We start from the raw sequence: 16224 nt of genomic DNA on the forward strand, positions 1-16224 counted from the left end.
GCGGCGGCCGAAGGCCGACGCCGGGGGACATTCGCCGACAAGGGCGTCGTGGCCCAGCGCCCGACCAGCTCACCGAGCTTGCCCGCAAAGATTCAGGCGCGCCTGGCGCATGCCGCGACGGTGTCGCCGTTTTCTACCTCAGGCGTCGTCGTCGGTTGGCAGGGCGGTTGGCGGGGCGCCCGGGGTGAATACACCCGGCTGCACGAATGCGCTGAGGATCGCATCCAGCGTCTGCGCGCCATCGCGCTGGATCTCGAACAGCTCCGGTTCCAGCATCGCGCTATACAGCACTCCGGTCAGGCTGGTGCTCACGATGCGCGCCACCGTGTCCACGTCCACCCCCTCGCGCAGCTGCCCCAACTCCCGCGCGCGCTGGAACGCGGCCGCGAAGATGCCCAGCTCTTCGCGCGATGCCTCCAGCTGCAGCGCCTGCATTGCCTGGCTTTCCACAGACAGGTCGTTACGCAGCATGATCTCCATCATGTTGCGCAGACGCTCGTCCTCGGACAACTCCTGGAATGACACCAGCAGTGCCGAGCGCAGGTCCAGGATCGGTGTGGTGCGCTTGGCCGAGGTGGTGCGTCGCAGCCGCTCGATGAACGGCACGCGCTCGCGATCGATCATCGCGGTCAGCACTTCGGTCTTGTTCTTGAAGTGCCAGTACACCGCGCCGCGGGTGAATCCGGCGCGCGCGCCGATCATCGCCAGGCTGGTGCCGGCGACCCCGTATTCATGGAAACAGAGCTGAGCCGCGTCGAGGATGCCCTCGCGGGTGGCCTGCGCCTCTTCTTTGGTTTTTCTGGCCATTGCGCTGTGCAGTTGCTGGATGAAACCGGCCTGAATTGTACCGCTTTACAAACAAACATGCATGTATGTATATTTGCGCCCCACTGATCCTCAGCGAGGACTGCCTGTGAAAGCCGGCGGGTCTCGTTTCGGATATTTGTCGTCATTTGCTGCCTGTTTGTCGTCATTCTTCGCTTTTATCGGAAGTTGGGCTGCAGGCGCGCCCTTTTCCGTCTGCGAGCCCCTACCGCCATGTCCAGAACCCCGTACCGTCTTCTCGCGCTGTCCCTCGCGATCGCCCTGACCGTGTCCGCCTGTGGCGGCGGTGAGCAGGAGGGTCCGCAGGGCGGACCCGGCCAAGTGACCGTGGCCACCCTCAAGGCCGAGCAGGTCGGGCTGACCCGCGAGCTGCCGGGCCGCACCAATGCCTTCCTGGTCGCCGAAGTGCGCCCGCAGGTCAACGGCATCGTGGCCAAGCGGCTGTTCACCGAAGGCGGCCTGGTCACGGCCGGGCAGCCGCTGTATCAGCTTGATGACGCCAGCTATCGCGCCCAGGCCAACAGCGCCCGTGCCCAGCTGGCCCGCGCCGAAGCCACCGCCAATGCCGCCCGCCTGAGCGCCAAGCGCATCGGCGAGCTGGCCAAGGTCGAGGCGGTCAGCACCCAGGACAACGAAAACGCGATCGCTGCGCTGAAGCAGGCCGAAGCCGATGTCGGCGCCGCGCGTGCCTCGCTGGACGCCGCCAATGTGACGCTGGGTTATGCACGCATCACCGCGCCGATCAGCGGCCGCATCGGCAAGTCCTCGGTGACCCAGGGCGCGCTGGTCAGCGCCGGCCAGGCCGAAGCGCTGGCCACCGTGCAGCAGTTGAATCCGATCTATGTCGACCTGACCCAGTCCGCCAGTGAGCTGCTGCAGCTGCGCCGCGAACTGGCCAGCGGCCGCCTGCAGGACAACCAGACCCTGCCGGTGACGATCCTGCTCGATGACGGCACCGAGTTCGATCACAAGGGCACCCTGGAATTCTCCGAAGTCAGCGTGGATCCGACCACCGGCAGCTACGCGCTGCGGGTCAAGGTCGAGAACCCGGACCAGGTGCTGATGCCGGGCATGTACGTGCGCGCCCAGGTCGGCAGCGGTGTGCGCGACAACGCGATCCTGGTGCCGATGCAGGGCATCGCCCGCGATCCCAAGGGCGATACCAGCGCCATGGTGGTCGGCAAGGACGACAAGGTCGAAGTGCGGCAGGTCAAGGTCAGCCGTTCGCTCGGCGACAAGTGGCTGGTCGAAGACGGGCTGAAGGCGGGTGACAAGGTCATCGTCGAAGGCCTGCAGAAGATCCAGCCGGGCATGCCCGTGCAGGCCACCGAAATGGGCGCGGCCCCGGCCAAGCCGGCCGCCGCGCCGGCGGCTCCCGCCGCCCAGCAGTAACCGGAGAATTCCATGGCACGTTTCTTCATTGATCGCCCCATCTTCGCGTGGGTGATTGCGATCATCATCATGCTCGCCGGCGGCCTGGCGGTGCTCAAGCTGCCGGTGTCGATGTACCCGGAAGTGGCACCGCCGGCCGTCGAGATCAGCGCCAGCTACCCGGGTGCATCGGCCAAGGTGGTCGAGGACTCGGTGACGCAGATCATCGAGCAGAACATGAAAGGCCTGGATGGCCTGATCTACTTCTCGTCCAACAGCTCGGCCAACGGCCAGGCGACCATCACCCTCACCTTCGAGAGCGGGACCAACCCGGATATCGCGCAGGTGCAGGTGCAGAACAAGCTGCAGCTGGCCATGCCGCTGCTGCCGCAGGAAGTGCAGCGCCAGGGCATCAACGTCGCGAAGTCGAGCAGCGGCTTCCTGCAGGTGCTCGGCTTCGTCTCTGAAGACGGCAGCATGGATGCCAACGACATCTCCGATTACGTCGGCTCCAACATCGTCGATCCGCTGAGCCGCGTGCCAGGCGTGGGCAACATCCAGGTGTTCGGTGGCAAGTACGCCATGCGCATCTGGCTGGACCCCAACAAGCTGCACACCTACAAGCTGTCCACTGCCGAAGTGATCGCCGCGATCACCGCGCAGAACGCGCAGGTCGCCATCGGTCAGCTCGGCGGCGCGCCGTCGATCAAAGGCCAGCAGCTCAACGCGACCATCAACGCGCAGGACCGCCTGCAGACGCCGGAGCAGTTCCGCAACATCATCGTGCGCAGCGCGCAGGACGGTGCCGAACTGCGCCTCTCAGATGTTGCCCGCGTCGAGTTGGGTGCTGAGTCGTACGACTTCGTGACCCGTTACAACGGCAAGCCGTCGTCGGGTATCGCGATCACACTGGCGACCGGCGCCAATGCGCTGGACACCGCCAACGGCGTGCGTGCGGCGCTGGATGAGATGGAGCCGAACTTCCCGGCCGGCCTGAAGGCCGTGGTGCCGTATGACACCACGCCGTTCGTGCAGGTCTCGATCAAGGGCGTCATCAAGACCCTGATCGAAGCCATCGTGCTGGTGTTCCTGGTGATGTACCTGTTCCTGCAGAACTTCCGCGCGACCCTGATCCCCACGATCGCGGTGCCGGTGGTGCTGCTGGGCACGTTCGGCATCCTGGCCGCGCTGGGCTTCTCGGTGAACATGTTGACCATGTTCGCGATGGTGCTGGCGATCGGCCTGCTGGTCGATGACGCGATCGTGGTGGTGGAGAACGTCGAGCGGATCATGTCCGAAGAGGGCCTGTCACCGCTGGAAGCGACACGCAAATCGATGACCCAGATCACCGGCGCACTGGTCGGCATCGGCCTGGTGCTGTCGGCGGTGTTCGTGCCGATGGCCTTCATGAGCGGCGCCACCGGCGTCATCTACCGCCAGTTCTCGGCCACGATCGTCTCGGCGATGGCGCTGTCGGTGCTGGTCGCGATCGTACTGACCCCGGCGCTGTGCGCCACGATGCTCAAGCCGCTCAAGAAGGGCGAGCACCACGTGGCCCACAAGGGCTGGTCGGGGCGTTTCTTCAACGCGTTCAACCGCGGTTTCGACCGTTCCAGCAATGGCTATCAGCGTGGCGTGCGCGGCATTCTCGGCCGTCCGTGGCGTTTCATGGGCGTGTTCGCCGCGCTGGCGCTGGTGATGGGCCTGCTGTTCATGCGCCTGCCCAGCTCGTTCCTGCCCAATGAAGACCAGGGCATCCTGATGGCGCTGGTGCAGACCCCGGTCGGTGCCACCCAGGAACGCACCCTGGAATCGATCGACAAGCTTGAAAAGCACTTCATGGAGAACGAGGCCGACGCGATCGAGTCGATCTTCTCGGTGCAGGGCTTCAGCTTCGCCGGCATGGGCCAGAACGCGGGCATGGCCTTCGTCAAGCTCAAGGACTGGAAGGACCGCGATGCCGATCAGGGCGCAATGCCGGTCACCGGTCGCGCGATGGCGGCGCTGGGCGGAATCAAGGATGCCTTCATCTTTGCCTTCCCGCCGCCGGCGATGCCGGAGCTGGGCATCGGCTCGGGGTACACGTTCTTCCTGAAAGACACCAGTGGTGCCGGTCACCAGGCGCTGCTGGATGCACGCAACCAGCTGCTCGGCATGGCCGGGCAGAGCAAGCTGCTGGCCAACGTGCGTCCCAACGGCCAGGAAGACACCCCGCAGCTGCGCATCGATATCGACGTCGGCAAGGCCAGTGCGCTCGGCCTGTCGCTGGAGGCGGTCAACACCACGCTCGCCGCGGCCTGGGGCAGCAGCTACATCGATGACTTCATCGACCGTGGCCGGGTCAAGCGCGTGTATGTGCAGTCCGATGCGCCGTTCCGCATGAATCCGGAAGACTTCAACCTGTGGTCGGTGAAGAACACGGCCGGTGAGATGGTGCCGTTCTCGGCCTTCGCCAGCCAGCGCTGGGACTACGGTTCGCCGCGTCTGGAGCGCTACAACGGCGTGTCCGCGATGGAAATCCAGGGCGAGCCGGCGCAGGGCGTGGCCTCGGGCGATGCGATGAACGAAGTGGAGAAACTGGCCAAGCAGTTGCCGGCCGGTTTCGATATCGAGTGGACCGCGCTGTCCTACCAGGAACGCCAGGCGGGCTCGCAGACGCCGCTGCTGTACACCCTGTCGCTGCTGATCGTGTTCCTGTGCCTGGCCGCGCTGTATGAAAGCTGGAGCGTGCCGACCTCGGTGCTGCTGGTGGCGCCGCTGGGCATCCTCGGTGCGGTGCTGGCCAACACCATGCGTGGCATGGAGCGCGACATCTACTTCCAGGTGGCGATGCTGACCACGGTGGGTCTGACCAGTAAAAACGCGATCCTGATCGTGGAGTTCGCCAAGGAAAACCTGGAGAAGGGCGCCGGCCTGATCGAGGCGACGATGCACGCTGTGCGTGACCGTCTGCGCCCGATCATCATGACCTCGCTGGCCTTCGGCCTGGGCGTGCTGCCGCTGGCGATCGCCTCCGGTGCCGGTTCCGGCGCACAGCAGGCCATCGGTACCGGTGTGCTCGGCGGCATGCTGGTTGGCACGGTGCTGGGTGTGTTCTTCATCCCGCTGTTCTTCGTGGTGGTGCAGCGCGTGTTCAATCGCAAGAAGTACGGCAAGAACGCCGGAGGTTCCGATGCGTAAGCCCATGATGGCCAGCCTGGCGCTGGCGGTGAGCCTGGTGCTGTCCGGCTGCTCGACGCTGGAGCCGCGCAGCACCGAAGTCGCCCCGGCGATTCCCTCGCAGTGGCCGGTGGCGGCCACCGCAGGCGCGCAGGGCGCTGCACCGGCGGATGTCGCCGACATCGGCTGGCGCGATTTCTTCGTCGACCCGCGCCTGCAGGCGGTGATCACCCAGTCGCTGGAGAACAACCGCGACCTGCGCGTGGCCGTGCTCAATGTCGAGCGTGCCCGCGCGCAGTACCGGATCCAGCGCGCTGACCGCGTGCCGGCGATCGGTGTGCAGGGGCAGATGACCCGCAGTGGCGGCGATGCCCCGGTGACCGAGCAGTTCAGTGCCAACCTCGGCGTGGTCGAGTTCGAACTGGATCTGTTCGGCCGCGTGCGCAATCTCAGCCAGGCGGCCCTGCAGCAGTACTTCGCCGAAGCGGCCAATCGCCGCAGTGCGCAGCTGTCGCTGGTGGCCGAGGTCGCCAACGCGTGGCTGACCCTCGGCGCGGACAGCGAGCAGCTGCGGATCGCCCAAGCGACGCTGGCCACCTATGAAGATTCGCTGCGCCTGACCGAGGCCCGCCGTCAGCTCGGTGGCGCCTCCGCGCTGGAACTGAGCCAGACCCGCACCCTGGTGGAAACCGCGCGTACCGACGTGGCGCGCTTTGCCGGGCAGGTCGCGCAGGACCGCAATGCACTGGTGCTGCTGGCCGGTGGGCCGGTCGATGCCGCGCTGCTGCCGCAGGCCGAGGTGACCGACGTCGCCAGCGTTCGGCCGCTGCCGGCCGGCGTACCGGGCGATGTACTGCTGCGGCGGCCGGACGTGATGGCCGCCGAGCACGTGCTGCTCTCGGCCAACGCCAACATCGGCGCCGCGCGCGCGGCATTCTTCCCGTCGATCAGCCTGACCGGCAACATCGGGTCGGCTTCGTCGGAGCTGTCGGGTCTGTTTGACAGTGGCACGCGCGTGTGGAGTTTCATTCCCAAGCTCAATCTGCCGATCTTCCAGGGGGGCAAGCTGCGCGCCAATCTGGGCATGGCCACCGCCGATCGCGACATCGCGCTGGCGCAGTATGAGAGGGCGATCCAGTCCGGCTTCCGTGAGGCGGCCGATGCGCTGGCCCTCAACGAGAGCCTGGATGCGCAGCTGTCGTCGCAGCAGGCGTTGGTGGCGGCGGCGGAGCAGGCGCAGCGGTTGTCGCAGGCCCGTTATGACGCCGGCCTGGACAGCTTCCTGACCCTGCTGGATGCGCGACGCACGGCGTACACCGCACGGCAGTCGCTGGTCAGCACGCAGCTGGCCCAGCAGTCCAATCAGGTGGCGTTGTACAAGGTGCTCGGCGGCGGTTGGCACGAGCGCGGGTGAGGGATCACAGGTGCGGCCACGCGGCCGCACCTGTGCCCGTCATTGCGCAAGGGTCGCCGTCTTGGCGACACGATGTGTGAGGCTGTGCGGTTTCATCAGGCACGACCGGCGGGGGCTAGGGTGCCTGCATCATGGACAGGGCGCCGAGCAGGCGCTGTCCAGCGGGTGCGCGTCAGGCGCGTGCGTGCAGCCGCGGGCGCGATGCCTGGTCCTGGCGACCGGCGAGGTAGACGTGTTCCCAGCATTGATCGACGAACTGGCGTGCCTGGTCTTCGGACAGGCGCGGCATGATCTGCAGCGCGTAATGGGTCTGGAACATTTCATCGCGCTCCTCATCACTGGCGCGCGGTTGCGTGATCAGTGAATCGCAGGCGAATTTGATCCACGGCACGTAGTGGCCGAAGGAGCCCGTCCCGAGGTTGCCGTCGGCATGACGCTGGCGCCAGTGGCTCACTTCGGCGTCGACATCGATGACGGCAGGGATGGAGATCTGGGCGGAAGACATGGTCACTTCAATATGGGAAGAAGGGAATCTGGATGATGGCGTAGGGCGCGGTGCAAGCGGTGTCATGGCGATGTGGAGCCGGTGTGGCGACGTTCGCCACGGCTTTCGCCCAGCAGTTGCGCGTGGTGGACAACGCCGAGGCGTTCGGCCAGCGTTGCCAGCCGGTTGCAGACCACAACGCGATGGTCGGGATGGGACCGCGTCAACTCATCCTGGATGGCCTGGTAGGCATCCCAGAAAGGCGCGGCGTTGCGGTGGCGTGCGTAGTGCACCTGCAGTCTCTCCCACGCATCAATCAACGCAGGTTCGACGGAGGAGGTGCGGCGGGTTTGGGCATGCATGACGTCTCCTCGACGATGGTGCCCCCTGTGCAACCACCTTAAGACGTTCATGCAGCGCGGTTGTTAGTACCGCGTGTTCGCGGCGTCCGGCACCGGTCGACGACGCGTGACGGCACGTCGTGCAGATACCCACGGCACAGGGTGTTCAGGCCAGGATGACTCACTGAAGCATTCAGAACGCTGCCGCGCACGCGCAGGGTGTGTGGCGACTGCGCGGGCACCCGGAGGGGGCATCCGCGCGGAATCGTCGGCTGTTACTCGCCGATGTCTTCGTTCCAGACCTCGGGATGGGCGCTGATGAAGCCGCCGAGCAGATCGATGCATGCCTGACTCTGCATGTCGATCACCTTGACGCCGTTCTCGCGCAGCCACTCGATGCCGCCCTGGAAGGTGACCGACTCGCCCACCACCACCGTGCCGATGTTGAACTGGCGCACCAGCCCGCTGCAGTACCAGCACGGGGCCAGGGTGGTCACCATGATGGTGTCCTGGTAGCGGCGCTGGCGGCCGGCCTTGCGGAAGGCATCGGTCTCGCCGTGCACCGACGGATCGCCCTCCTGCACGCGACGATTGTGGCCGCAGCCGAGCAGGCGGCCGTCGTTGTGGTACAGCGCCGCGCCGATCGGGATGCCGCCCTCGGCCAGGCCCTGGCGGGCTTCGGCGATGGCGGTTTCGAGCAGGGCGGCGTAGTCGGGGGTGGTGATCATGCGCAATCCAGGAACGTGAAGGCCTCCATGATAGTAGGCAGCCTGCCGCAACGGCGCCGGCGGTGCGATAATCGTCCCATGAGCGAATCCCCCTACAAGACTGGCACCACCCATTTCGGCTTCCGCGATGTCGCTGCGAAGGACAAGCAGAAGCTGGTGGGCGAAGTGTTCACCTCGGTCGCGCGCAGCTACGACCTGATGAACGATCTGATGAGCCTGGGCATCCACCGGGCGTGGAAGCGCTACTACGTCGCCACGGCGCAGGTGAAGCCGGGCGACCGCGTGCTGGATCTGGCCGGCGGCACCGGCGATATCGCCGCGCTGATCAAGGAGCGGGTGGGTGACGAGGGTGAAGTGGTGCTGGGCGACATCAACGCCGGCATGCTCTCGGTCGGCCGTGACCGGCTGACCAACCGCGGCCTGGTCGCGGGCCTGAACTACGTGCAGTGCAACGCCGAGGCGCTGCCGTTCCCGGACGCGAGCTTCGATCTGGTCACGATCGCCTTCGGCCTGCGCAACGTCACCGATAAGGAGGCCGGCCTGCGCGAGATGCACCGCGTGCTCAAGGTGGGTGGGCAGGCGCGCGTGCTGGAGTTCTCCGAAGTCACCGCCGACTGGTTCAAGCCGATCTACGATTTCCACTCGTTCAAGATCCTGCCCAAGCTGGGTCAGCTGTTCGCACGTGATGGCGACAGCTACCAGTACCTGGCCGAGAGCATCCGCAAGCATCCGCCGCAGGAGCAGCTCAAGACCATGATGGCCGAGGCCGGCTTCGAGCGTTGCCACTACAAGAACCTGACCGGCGGCATCGTCTCGATCCACTCCGGCTATAAGCTCTGAGTGAGCGGCCCGGGGTCTGCGGGGACGCGGGCCCGCGGCCGGTCGGCGCACCGCGCGGGCCTGCCACGCGCGGCCGACTGAATGCGCAAACCGCCACACACGGCCTGCGCGGGGTCCGGGACAGGGGGTAAACTGGTCGTTTCACCCTGATCGGTCCCGTTCATGCGATCTCCGTTCCTGTTGATTCCCCTGGCCGTCGCCCTGGCGTCCGGCTGCTCCAAAGAACCGGCGGCTCCGACCGTCGATCCCACTGCCAACGCGCCGGCGAGCACTGCCATGAAAGCGGACAGCCGCAGCCACGATGAAAGCTCGTACGCCGAGCCGGACAAGGTGGTCGTCAAGGATCTCGCGCTGGATCTGAAGCTGGATTTCGACAGCAAGCAGATCGGTGGCACGGCGACCTACACCCTGGAGTGGAAGGACAAGGCCGCCAGGCAGCTGGTGCTGGACACCCGCGAGCTGACCGTGGAGAAGGTCGAGGCGATCGCCGCCGACGGCAAGACCGCGCCGCTGCCCTTCGTGCTGGCCCCGGCCGACAAGGTGTTCGGCAGCAAGCTGAGCATCGAGACGCCCGACCAGCCGGCCAAGGTCGTGATCACGTATCACACCGCACCGACCGCCTCGGGCCTGCAGTGGCTGGAGCCGTCGATGACGGAGGGCAAGCAGCTGCCCTTCATGTTCAGCCAGTCGCAGGCGATCCACGCCCGTTCCTGGGTGCCGCTGCAGGACACCCCGAGCGTGCGCTTCACCTACAGCGCGCACGTGGTCTCGCGCCCGGACGTGATGGTGCTGATGAGCGCCGACAACGATCCCAAGGCCGCGCGTGATGGTGATTACACCTTCAAGATGCCGCAGCCGATCCCGTCCTACCTGCTGGCCATCGCCGCTGGCGACCTGGTGTTCGAACCGATTTCCGGCCGCTCCGGCGTCTGGGCCGAACCGACCATGGTCGGCAAGGCCGCCAAGGAATTCGAAGACACCGAGAAGATGATCGGCACCGCCGAGAAGCTCTTCGGCGAATACCGCTGGGGCCGCTACGACATGCTGGTGCTGCCGCCGTCGTTCCCGTTCGGTGGCATGGAAAACCCGCGTCTGACGTTCGCCACCCCGACCGTGATCGTCGGCGACAAGTCGCTGGTCTCGCTGGTCGCCCACGAACTGGCGCACAGCTGGTCGGGCAACCTGGTGACCAACGCCAGCTGGAAGGACATCTGGCTCAACGAAGGCTTCACCACCTACGTGCAGGGCCGCATCACCGAGGCGCTGTACGGCCAGGAGATGGCCGAGATGGAGCGCGAGATCGACCAGAACGATCTGCTCGCCGAAGTGAAGGACATGAGCGCGGCCGACCAGGCCCTCGCCCTGCCGCCGCTGAGCGAGCGTGACCCGGACGAGGCACTGAGCCAGGTCGCCTACGTCAAGGGCGCATGGTTCCTGCAGTTCCTGGAACAGCGCTTCGGCCGCGAGACCTTCGATCCGTTCCTGCGCGGCTGGTTCGATGACCACGCCTTCCAGAGCGCGAACACCGACCAGTTCGTCGAATACCTGAAGAAGAATCTGCTGTCCAAGAAGCCGGGCGCCGTCAGCGACGCCGAGCTGAAGGCGTGGCTGGATGAGCCGGGTATTCCGGCCTTCGCGACGAAGGCCCGTTCGCGCAACTTCTCCATCGTCGATACCGCCCGCATCGCCTGGCAGGGCAGCAACACGCTGCCGACGGCGCAGATCACCGGCGAGTGGGGCACCCAGGAGTGGGTGCACTTCATCGACGGCTTGGGCAAGACCCTGCCGGTCGAGAAGCTGGCTGCGCTGGACAAGGCTTACCACTTCACCGGTACGGCCAACGGCGAGATCGCGATGCGCTGGTACCCTCTGACGATCCGCAGCGGCTACAGCGAAGCCAACGAAGCCGCCGGTGCGTTCATCGAGCGCGTCGGTCGCCGCAAGCTGATCATGCCGATCTACGCCGAACTGGTGAAGACGCCGGAAGGCCTGGCGTTCGCCAAGGCGGCCTTCGCCAAGGCCAAGCCGGGCTACCACCCGATCACCACCGGCTCGGTCCAGGACATGCTGGACAAGGCCGAGGCGGGCACGGCCAAGCCGTAATCGCCAGACGTATCGGTTGAACGAAAAACGGCGGGGAAACCCGCCGTTTTTTTTTATGCCCGCCTTTGTACCGCGAGCCGAGCACCCTAGGGGCCGACCAACGAGCCGCGGCGACTGGATAAGGCCTGCTTCTTTACATGGAAGCCTATGTCACACCGCGCGTACCGCCAGGAACATGTCCACGCAGTCGTGCATCACCTGCTGCTGCTGTGCCGGCGTGAGCGGTGGCTGGCCGAAGGTGATCTGCGGCCAGAACGCGAAGGCCTTGAGCATTGCCTGCAACTGGTGGGCCGCCTCGGCCGGCGGCATGTCCAGGCGCAGCCGGCCGTCGGCCTGGGCGGCGCGGATCCAGCCGGTCAGGCCTTCTTCCTTCTCGGCCAGCTTGTCCATCATCGCGCGAGCCCGTTCGGGCGCGTGCACCAGCTCGGCCATCGCCACCCGGGACAGATCGATGAAGCCGGGGTCCTCCAGCAGGTGCATCTTGCGCGCCGCGAACAGCAACAGTTGATCGCGCAGCGGCCGTGCCGGGTCGTAGGGCACGACAGCCAGCGCCTGGCTGGCCTCGAACAGTTGCCACAGGATGGCGGTGAACAGCTCGTCCTTGCTGGCGAAGTGGTTGTACACGGTGCGCTTGGAGACCTCGGCCGTGGCCGCGATGCGGTCCATGCTGGTGCCCGCGAAACCGAATTCCCGGAACTCGGCCACCGCCGCTTGGAGGATGGCCGCGCGCTTGCGGTCGGTCAGGCGGGTGGGGCGGTCGGAAGTGTTCATGGCATTATTTTACACCGTTCAGTTTACTTTTCAGAAAAGACAAGTACACTCGCCGGTGTACTTTATAGGGCAAGCCCCGATGACGCGTCGCCTGCCTCGATTCCTCCTCCTTCTGACGGTGTTGATCGCCATGTCCATTGGACTGTTGACCTGCGGTGCCCGCCCGGCTGCCGCCTATGACCAGTCGCCGCAGTTCGGCGACGGGCGCTTCCACAATCCCGTCGGCAAGAGCGCGCTGGGCTTCGTCGGCACGCTGGGCGTGATGTGGAAAATGCTGTTTGAAAAGCCCGCCGACGCCACTCCGCTGGCCCCGATTCCGGTACAGGCGCTGAGCCGCCAGGCCCTGCTCGACGCGCCCGACGACAGCCTGTGGCGATTGGGTCACTCGACGATGCTGATGAAGCTGGACGGCCATTTCTGGCTGACCGACCCGGTCTTCGCCGAACGTGCCTCGCCGATGTCGTTCATGGGGCCCAAGCGGTTCCACGCACCGCCGTTGAGCATCGACGAACTGCCGCCGATCACCGGCGTGATCATCTCCCATGACCACTACGATCACCTCGACCACGCTGCCATCCTCGCGCTCGCGCCCAAGGTGCAGCACTTCGTCACCGCGCTGGGCGTGGGCGACCGCTTGATCGGGTGGGGCGTGCCCGCCGCGAAGGTCGTGCAGCTGGACTGGTGGCAGGACACCCGCGTGGAGGGCGTGAAGATCGTCGCGACCCCGGCCCAGCACTTCTCCGGCCGCACCCTGGCCGACGGCAACCGCACGTTGTGGGCGTCGTGGGTGATCGACACCGGAAACACCCGGATCTTCTTCAGCGGCGACACCGGCTACTTCGACGGCTTTGCCCGCATCGGCGAGCGCTACGGCCCGTTCGACCTGACCATGATCGAGACCGGTGCCTACGATGCGCAGTGGCCGGATGTGCACATGCAGCCCGAACAGAGCCTGCAGGCACATCTGGACGTGCGTGGCACGGTAATGATGCCGATCCACAACGGCACCTTCGACCTCGCGTTGCATCCGTGGACAGAACCGTTCGAACGCATCACCGCGCTGGCGCAGGAACAGGGCGTGGCGCTGACTGCGCCGCATATGGGCGAACGTCTGGATATCCGGGCACCGGCACCGTCCACGCAGTGGTGGCGTGAGGTGCGCTGAGCCAGGGCGCAGCGATGGCGCAGTTGATCACGCCCGGCCTTGGCCGGGCGTTTTCGTTGCAGGGCAGACGGTCTGCCTGGGGGCTGAATCAACTGCCGTGGAAAAACCGTTTTCGTATTAGTTGCATGGCAATCGCGTGCGCGGTCACGACAATGGCGAGGACGCAGGACACCGGCTTCCGGCGCTCCGTCCACGAAGGCGGGCGCCGTGGTTCCTGCCGTGCCGCGTGAACGATCCAGCGGCCTGCCTGCCATGTCGCGGCGTTGGCGACACCTTACAAAGGACTCCCATGGATTCTCTCCGTGTCCGTCGTCACGTGCTTGGCGTGGCGATCCATCTTGCTCTCGGTGCCAGCGTGCTGTCTGGGCCGGTCTCTGCCAAGACCATCGTCATCCGCGATGAAGTGCTTGAAACCGTCCCGACCTACACCGGCGACAGTCTAGAAGTGTATGACTCGCGCATCGTCAGCAGCAGCGACACGCTGTTCAACGACACCGTTGTCGCGGTGGACGGCGGGGCGTTGCACATCGAACGCTCCACACTTGGGTCGCATGCCGATGGCATCTCGGCGCTGAATTTTCATGGTGGGGCAAACACCGGCCTCATCGTCGGCTCGGAGATCTTTACCCAAGGCACTGCGGCCGTGGCGGTGAATGTGGCCGGAACCCGCTTCCTGCCTTCCGGCGATGTGGCACCGACCGGCGCGCTGCGCCTGGTTGACACGCGGATCCGCACCGCAGGCATTGACGCGCACGGCGCGGCGATCGGGCCGAAGATGCAGCTGGGGCTCAATGCGTCCTCCATCGTGACCGGTGGCGCAGGTGCGGCGGGGGTCTGGATGTTCGGCGGCACGCTGCTGCTGGAGCGCGGCAGCACCATCGTCACCACCGGCGACAACGCCACCGGCATCCATGCGCAGGCGCAGAAATGGCGCGTCCCCCCGGGTGGGTTCTTTCCGCACGTGGCGCGTGTTGCGTTGGACGGATCGGATGTGCGGGTCACCGGCGAAGGCAGTGTCGGCATCCGCGCCGGGTACACGGGCCTGTACCCGGATGGCATCGGCAGCACGATCACGTTGACCGACAGCCGCATCCTGGCCGAGCGCGGGCATGGCGTGCAGTTTCTGGGCGGCGACGGCAATCTGCTGGACGTCACCGCGGGCAGCCAGGTGCAGGGCAGGGAGAGTGCCGTGCACGCGGCGACGGCGGGCAGCATCAACCGCGTGGTCGTTGATGACGGCACGCTGGTCGGTGAGCAGTCCGCCCTGTGGGTGCAGAACGGTGCATCGATGGAGGTGGAGGCGCGTGATGCGGTGATCGAGGGGCGCGCGTTCGCCGATGATCGTTCCCGGCTGGACATGCGCCTGAGCGGCACCGACTGGAACGCGCGCGGCGCATCGCAGGTGGATGATCTCACGCTGCACCGGGGCAGCCGTCTGTGGCTGGGCCGCGGCGCGGTCGGCGATCAGATGGTGGTGCGGGGCGATCTGGACATCGATGCCAGCACGTTCTTCTTCGACGCCGTGCTCGGTGATGACGGCACCCGTGCGGATCATCTGCACGTACAGGGCGACACGCACGGCAGCGGCGCAATCGTGGTCAACAATCTCGGGGGACGCGGCGCTTCCACGGTCGAAGGCATCGAGCTGATCCACGTAACGGGTCGGTCGGACGCCACGTTCCAGCTTCAGGGGCGTGCCGTGGCCGGCGCGTACGACTACTTCCTGTTCCAGGGCAGTGTGAGCGATTCTGGCGATGGCCACTGGTACCTGCGGTCGGACCTTGCGCCGGTGGTCGTGGATCCCTGTCAGACAGACCCGGCGCTGCCCGGCTGCGTCGAACCGGAGTTGCCCGGCGTGCCTGAATTGCCTGAGCCGCCTGAGCCGCCTGAGCCGCCTGAGCCGCCTGAGCCGCCTGAGCGTCCCCGCCCGCTACCGGAGGGAGAAACGGGAGGGGTGCTGGTACCTCCAAGCCCGCCCCCCGTGCTGCGCCCGGAGCCCGGCGCCTACCTGGGCAACCAGCGGGCGGCGATCGGCATGTTCGCGCTGCGCCGGGATGACCGTACCGCCGCGCAGGCAGAGGGCGGGGCGTGGGTCCGCGTCTCCGGCCGGCGCGCCGCGTTCGGCACCGCGGGCCTGCGCATCGATACGGCAGGGCACTCGCTGCTGCAGCTGGAGGCTCACGGCAACAGCTCCGTACTGCAGTTGGGTACGCAGGTGTTGGCGTGGGAAGGCATGGGCCATGCATCGCTCGGGGTGACGCTCGGCCAGGGGCGCGCCGATACCACGGTGGTGTCCACGCGGACCGGCTACAGCGCGCGCGGCGACGTGGCAGGCACGGCGATCGGGGTGTACGGCGGCTGGCAGCAGCAGGCCGACGATGCCGCCGGCGCCTATCTGGCCGGCGTCGTGCAGGCCGGGCGCTACCGCAACACCGTGCAGGGCGCGGGCCTGGAGAAGGAGCGCCATGACGCGGCCACCCGCACGGCGGCGCTGGAGATCGGCTACGCCTGGCGGCTGCGGATCGGCTCGAGCGCGCTGTACGTTCAACCGCAGGCGGAGGTGGTCTGGACCGGCTATCGCAGTGATGCGCTGGTCGAGCACAACGGTACCGTGATCGACAAGGTCGACCAGGGGCAGGTGGAGCGCCGGCTCGGGCTGCGTGTCTTCGGGCACGCGATCGGCACCGCGCAGGTCGTGCAGCCGTTTATCGAGGCCAACTGGCGGCGTGGCGGCACTCGCACGGCGCTGGTCTTCGATGGCCAGATGCTGCGAAGCGAGCTGCCGCGCGACCGGCACGAGCTGCGTTTGGGTGCCCAGGTGGGTTTTTCCGGGGGGTGGTCGGGCAGTGCCTCGCTGGGAGTGGAGCAGGGGCAGGGCGCCTATCGCACCGTCCAGGGTCAGCTCGCCCTTCGCCGCGGCTGGTGAACGGTGGCGGACCGGGGCCGGGCATTCCGGGCCTGTCCCGCGCAGGGAGGACGGCGTCGCGTGCTTGGCGATACAGTATCAGGCGCGCCTTCGGGCG

At 66.6% G+C, this 16224-nt stretch carries 12 protein-coding genes; 7 read left to right on the forward strand and 5 right to left on the reverse strand.

Features of this window, described 5'->3' with window-relative positions; all coding sequences use genetic code 11:
• Positions 1–138: 138 nt before the first annotated feature.
• On the reverse strand, positions 139–807 hold the full coding sequence (locus tag EDF74_RS10890; RefSeq protein ID WP_123730147.1) for a TetR family transcriptional regulator: 669 nt from the start codon (positions 805–807) through the stop codon (positions 139–141).
• 231 nt (positions 808–1038) lie between these two features.
• On the opposite strand from EDF74_RS10890, the gene smeD reads away from it, so the two are divergent.
• Genes smeD through EDF74_RS10905 form a run of 3 tightly spaced genes read left to right on the forward strand, consistent with a single transcriptional unit; the run spans position 1039 to position 6769 of the window.
• Positions 1039–2217, forward strand: coding sequence for a multidrug efflux RND transporter periplasmic adaptor subunit SmeD (gene smeD / locus EDF74_RS10895; RefSeq protein ID WP_123730148.1), 1179 nt, complete (start codon positions 1039–1041; stop codon positions 2215–2217).
• A 12-nt stretch (positions 2218–2229) separates the two neighbouring features.
• Positions 2230–5376: a multidrug efflux RND transporter permease subunit SmeE gene (gene smeE, locus EDF74_RS10900; RefSeq protein WP_123730149.1), complete on the forward strand. Its 3147-nt coding sequence runs from the start codon at positions 2230–2232 to the stop codon at positions 5374–5376.
• A complete protein-coding gene (locus tag EDF74_RS10905) occupies positions 5369–6769 on the forward strand; it encodes an efflux transporter outer membrane subunit (RefSeq protein ID WP_184997208.1) in 1401 nt (466 codons plus the stop codon). The genes smeE and EDF74_RS10905 overlap by 8 nt, the downstream gene beginning before the upstream one ends.
• 172 nt (positions 6770–6941) lie before the next feature.
• Here EDF74_RS10905 and EDF74_RS10910 read toward each other — a convergent pair whose 3' ends face one another.
• The 3 genes from EDF74_RS10910 to EDF74_RS10920 form a co-directional block, all read right to left on the reverse strand.
• Complete coding sequence (locus tag EDF74_RS10910) at positions 6942–7274, reverse strand: hypothetical protein (RefSeq protein WP_123730151.1); 333 nt, start codon at positions 7272–7274, stop codon at positions 6942–6944.
• A 62-nt stretch (positions 7275–7336) separates the two neighbouring features.
• Positions 7337–7615: a hypothetical protein gene (locus EDF74_RS10915; protein ID WP_123730152.1), complete on the reverse strand. Its 279-nt coding sequence runs from the start codon at positions 7613–7615 to the stop codon at positions 7337–7339.
• 254 nt (positions 7616–7869) lie between these two features.
• On the reverse strand, positions 7870–8322 hold the full coding sequence (locus EDF74_RS10920; RefSeq protein ID WP_019186053.1) for a nucleoside deaminase: 453 nt from the start codon (positions 8320–8322) through the stop codon (positions 7870–7872).
• A gap of 78 nt (positions 8323–8400) precedes the next feature.
• Between EDF74_RS10920 and ubiE the strand changes: the two genes are divergently transcribed.
• Both ubiE and EDF74_RS10930 read left to right on the forward strand, forming a co-directional pair.
• A complete protein-coding gene (ubiE, locus tag EDF74_RS10925) occupies positions 8401–9162 on the forward strand; it encodes a bifunctional demethylmenaquinone methyltransferase/2-methoxy-6-polyprenyl-1,4-benzoquinol methylase UbiE (RefSeq protein ID WP_070471930.1) in 762 nt (253 codons plus the stop codon).
• Positions 9163–9324: 162 nt separating this feature from the next.
• The gene (locus tag EDF74_RS10930) at positions 9325–11265 is read left to right on the forward strand and encodes a M1 family metallopeptidase (protein ID WP_123730153.1); all 1941 of its coding nucleotides are present in this window, start codon (positions 9325–9327) and stop codon (positions 11263–11265) included.
• Between the two features lie 150 nt (positions 11266–11415).
• Here EDF74_RS10930 and EDF74_RS10935 read toward each other — a convergent pair whose 3' ends face one another.
• A complete protein-coding gene (locus tag EDF74_RS10935) occupies positions 11416–12036 on the reverse strand; it encodes a TetR/AcrR family transcriptional regulator (protein WP_123730154.1) in 621 nt (206 codons plus the stop codon).
• 91 nt (positions 12037–12127) lie between these two features.
• Between EDF74_RS10935 and EDF74_RS10940 the strand changes: the two genes are divergently transcribed.
• Both EDF74_RS10940 and EDF74_RS10945 read left to right on the forward strand, forming a co-directional pair.
• Entirely contained in the window at positions 12128–13201 is a 1074-nt protein-coding gene (locus EDF74_RS10940; protein ID WP_428999171.1) for an MBL fold metallo-hydrolase, read from the forward strand.
• 289 nt (positions 13202–13490) lie between these two features.
• Complete coding sequence (locus tag EDF74_RS10945) at positions 13491–16127, forward strand: autotransporter outer membrane beta-barrel domain-containing protein (RefSeq protein WP_148045945.1); 2637 nt, start codon at positions 13491–13493, stop codon at positions 16125–16127.
• The last annotated feature ends 97 nt before the right edge of the window (positions 16128–16224 follow it).

This window comes from Stenotrophomonas rhizophila (assembly GCF_003751305.1).
Classification (GTDB): Bacteria; Pseudomonadota; Gammaproteobacteria; order Xanthomonadales; family Xanthomonadaceae; genus Stenotrophomonas; species Stenotrophomonas rhizophila_B.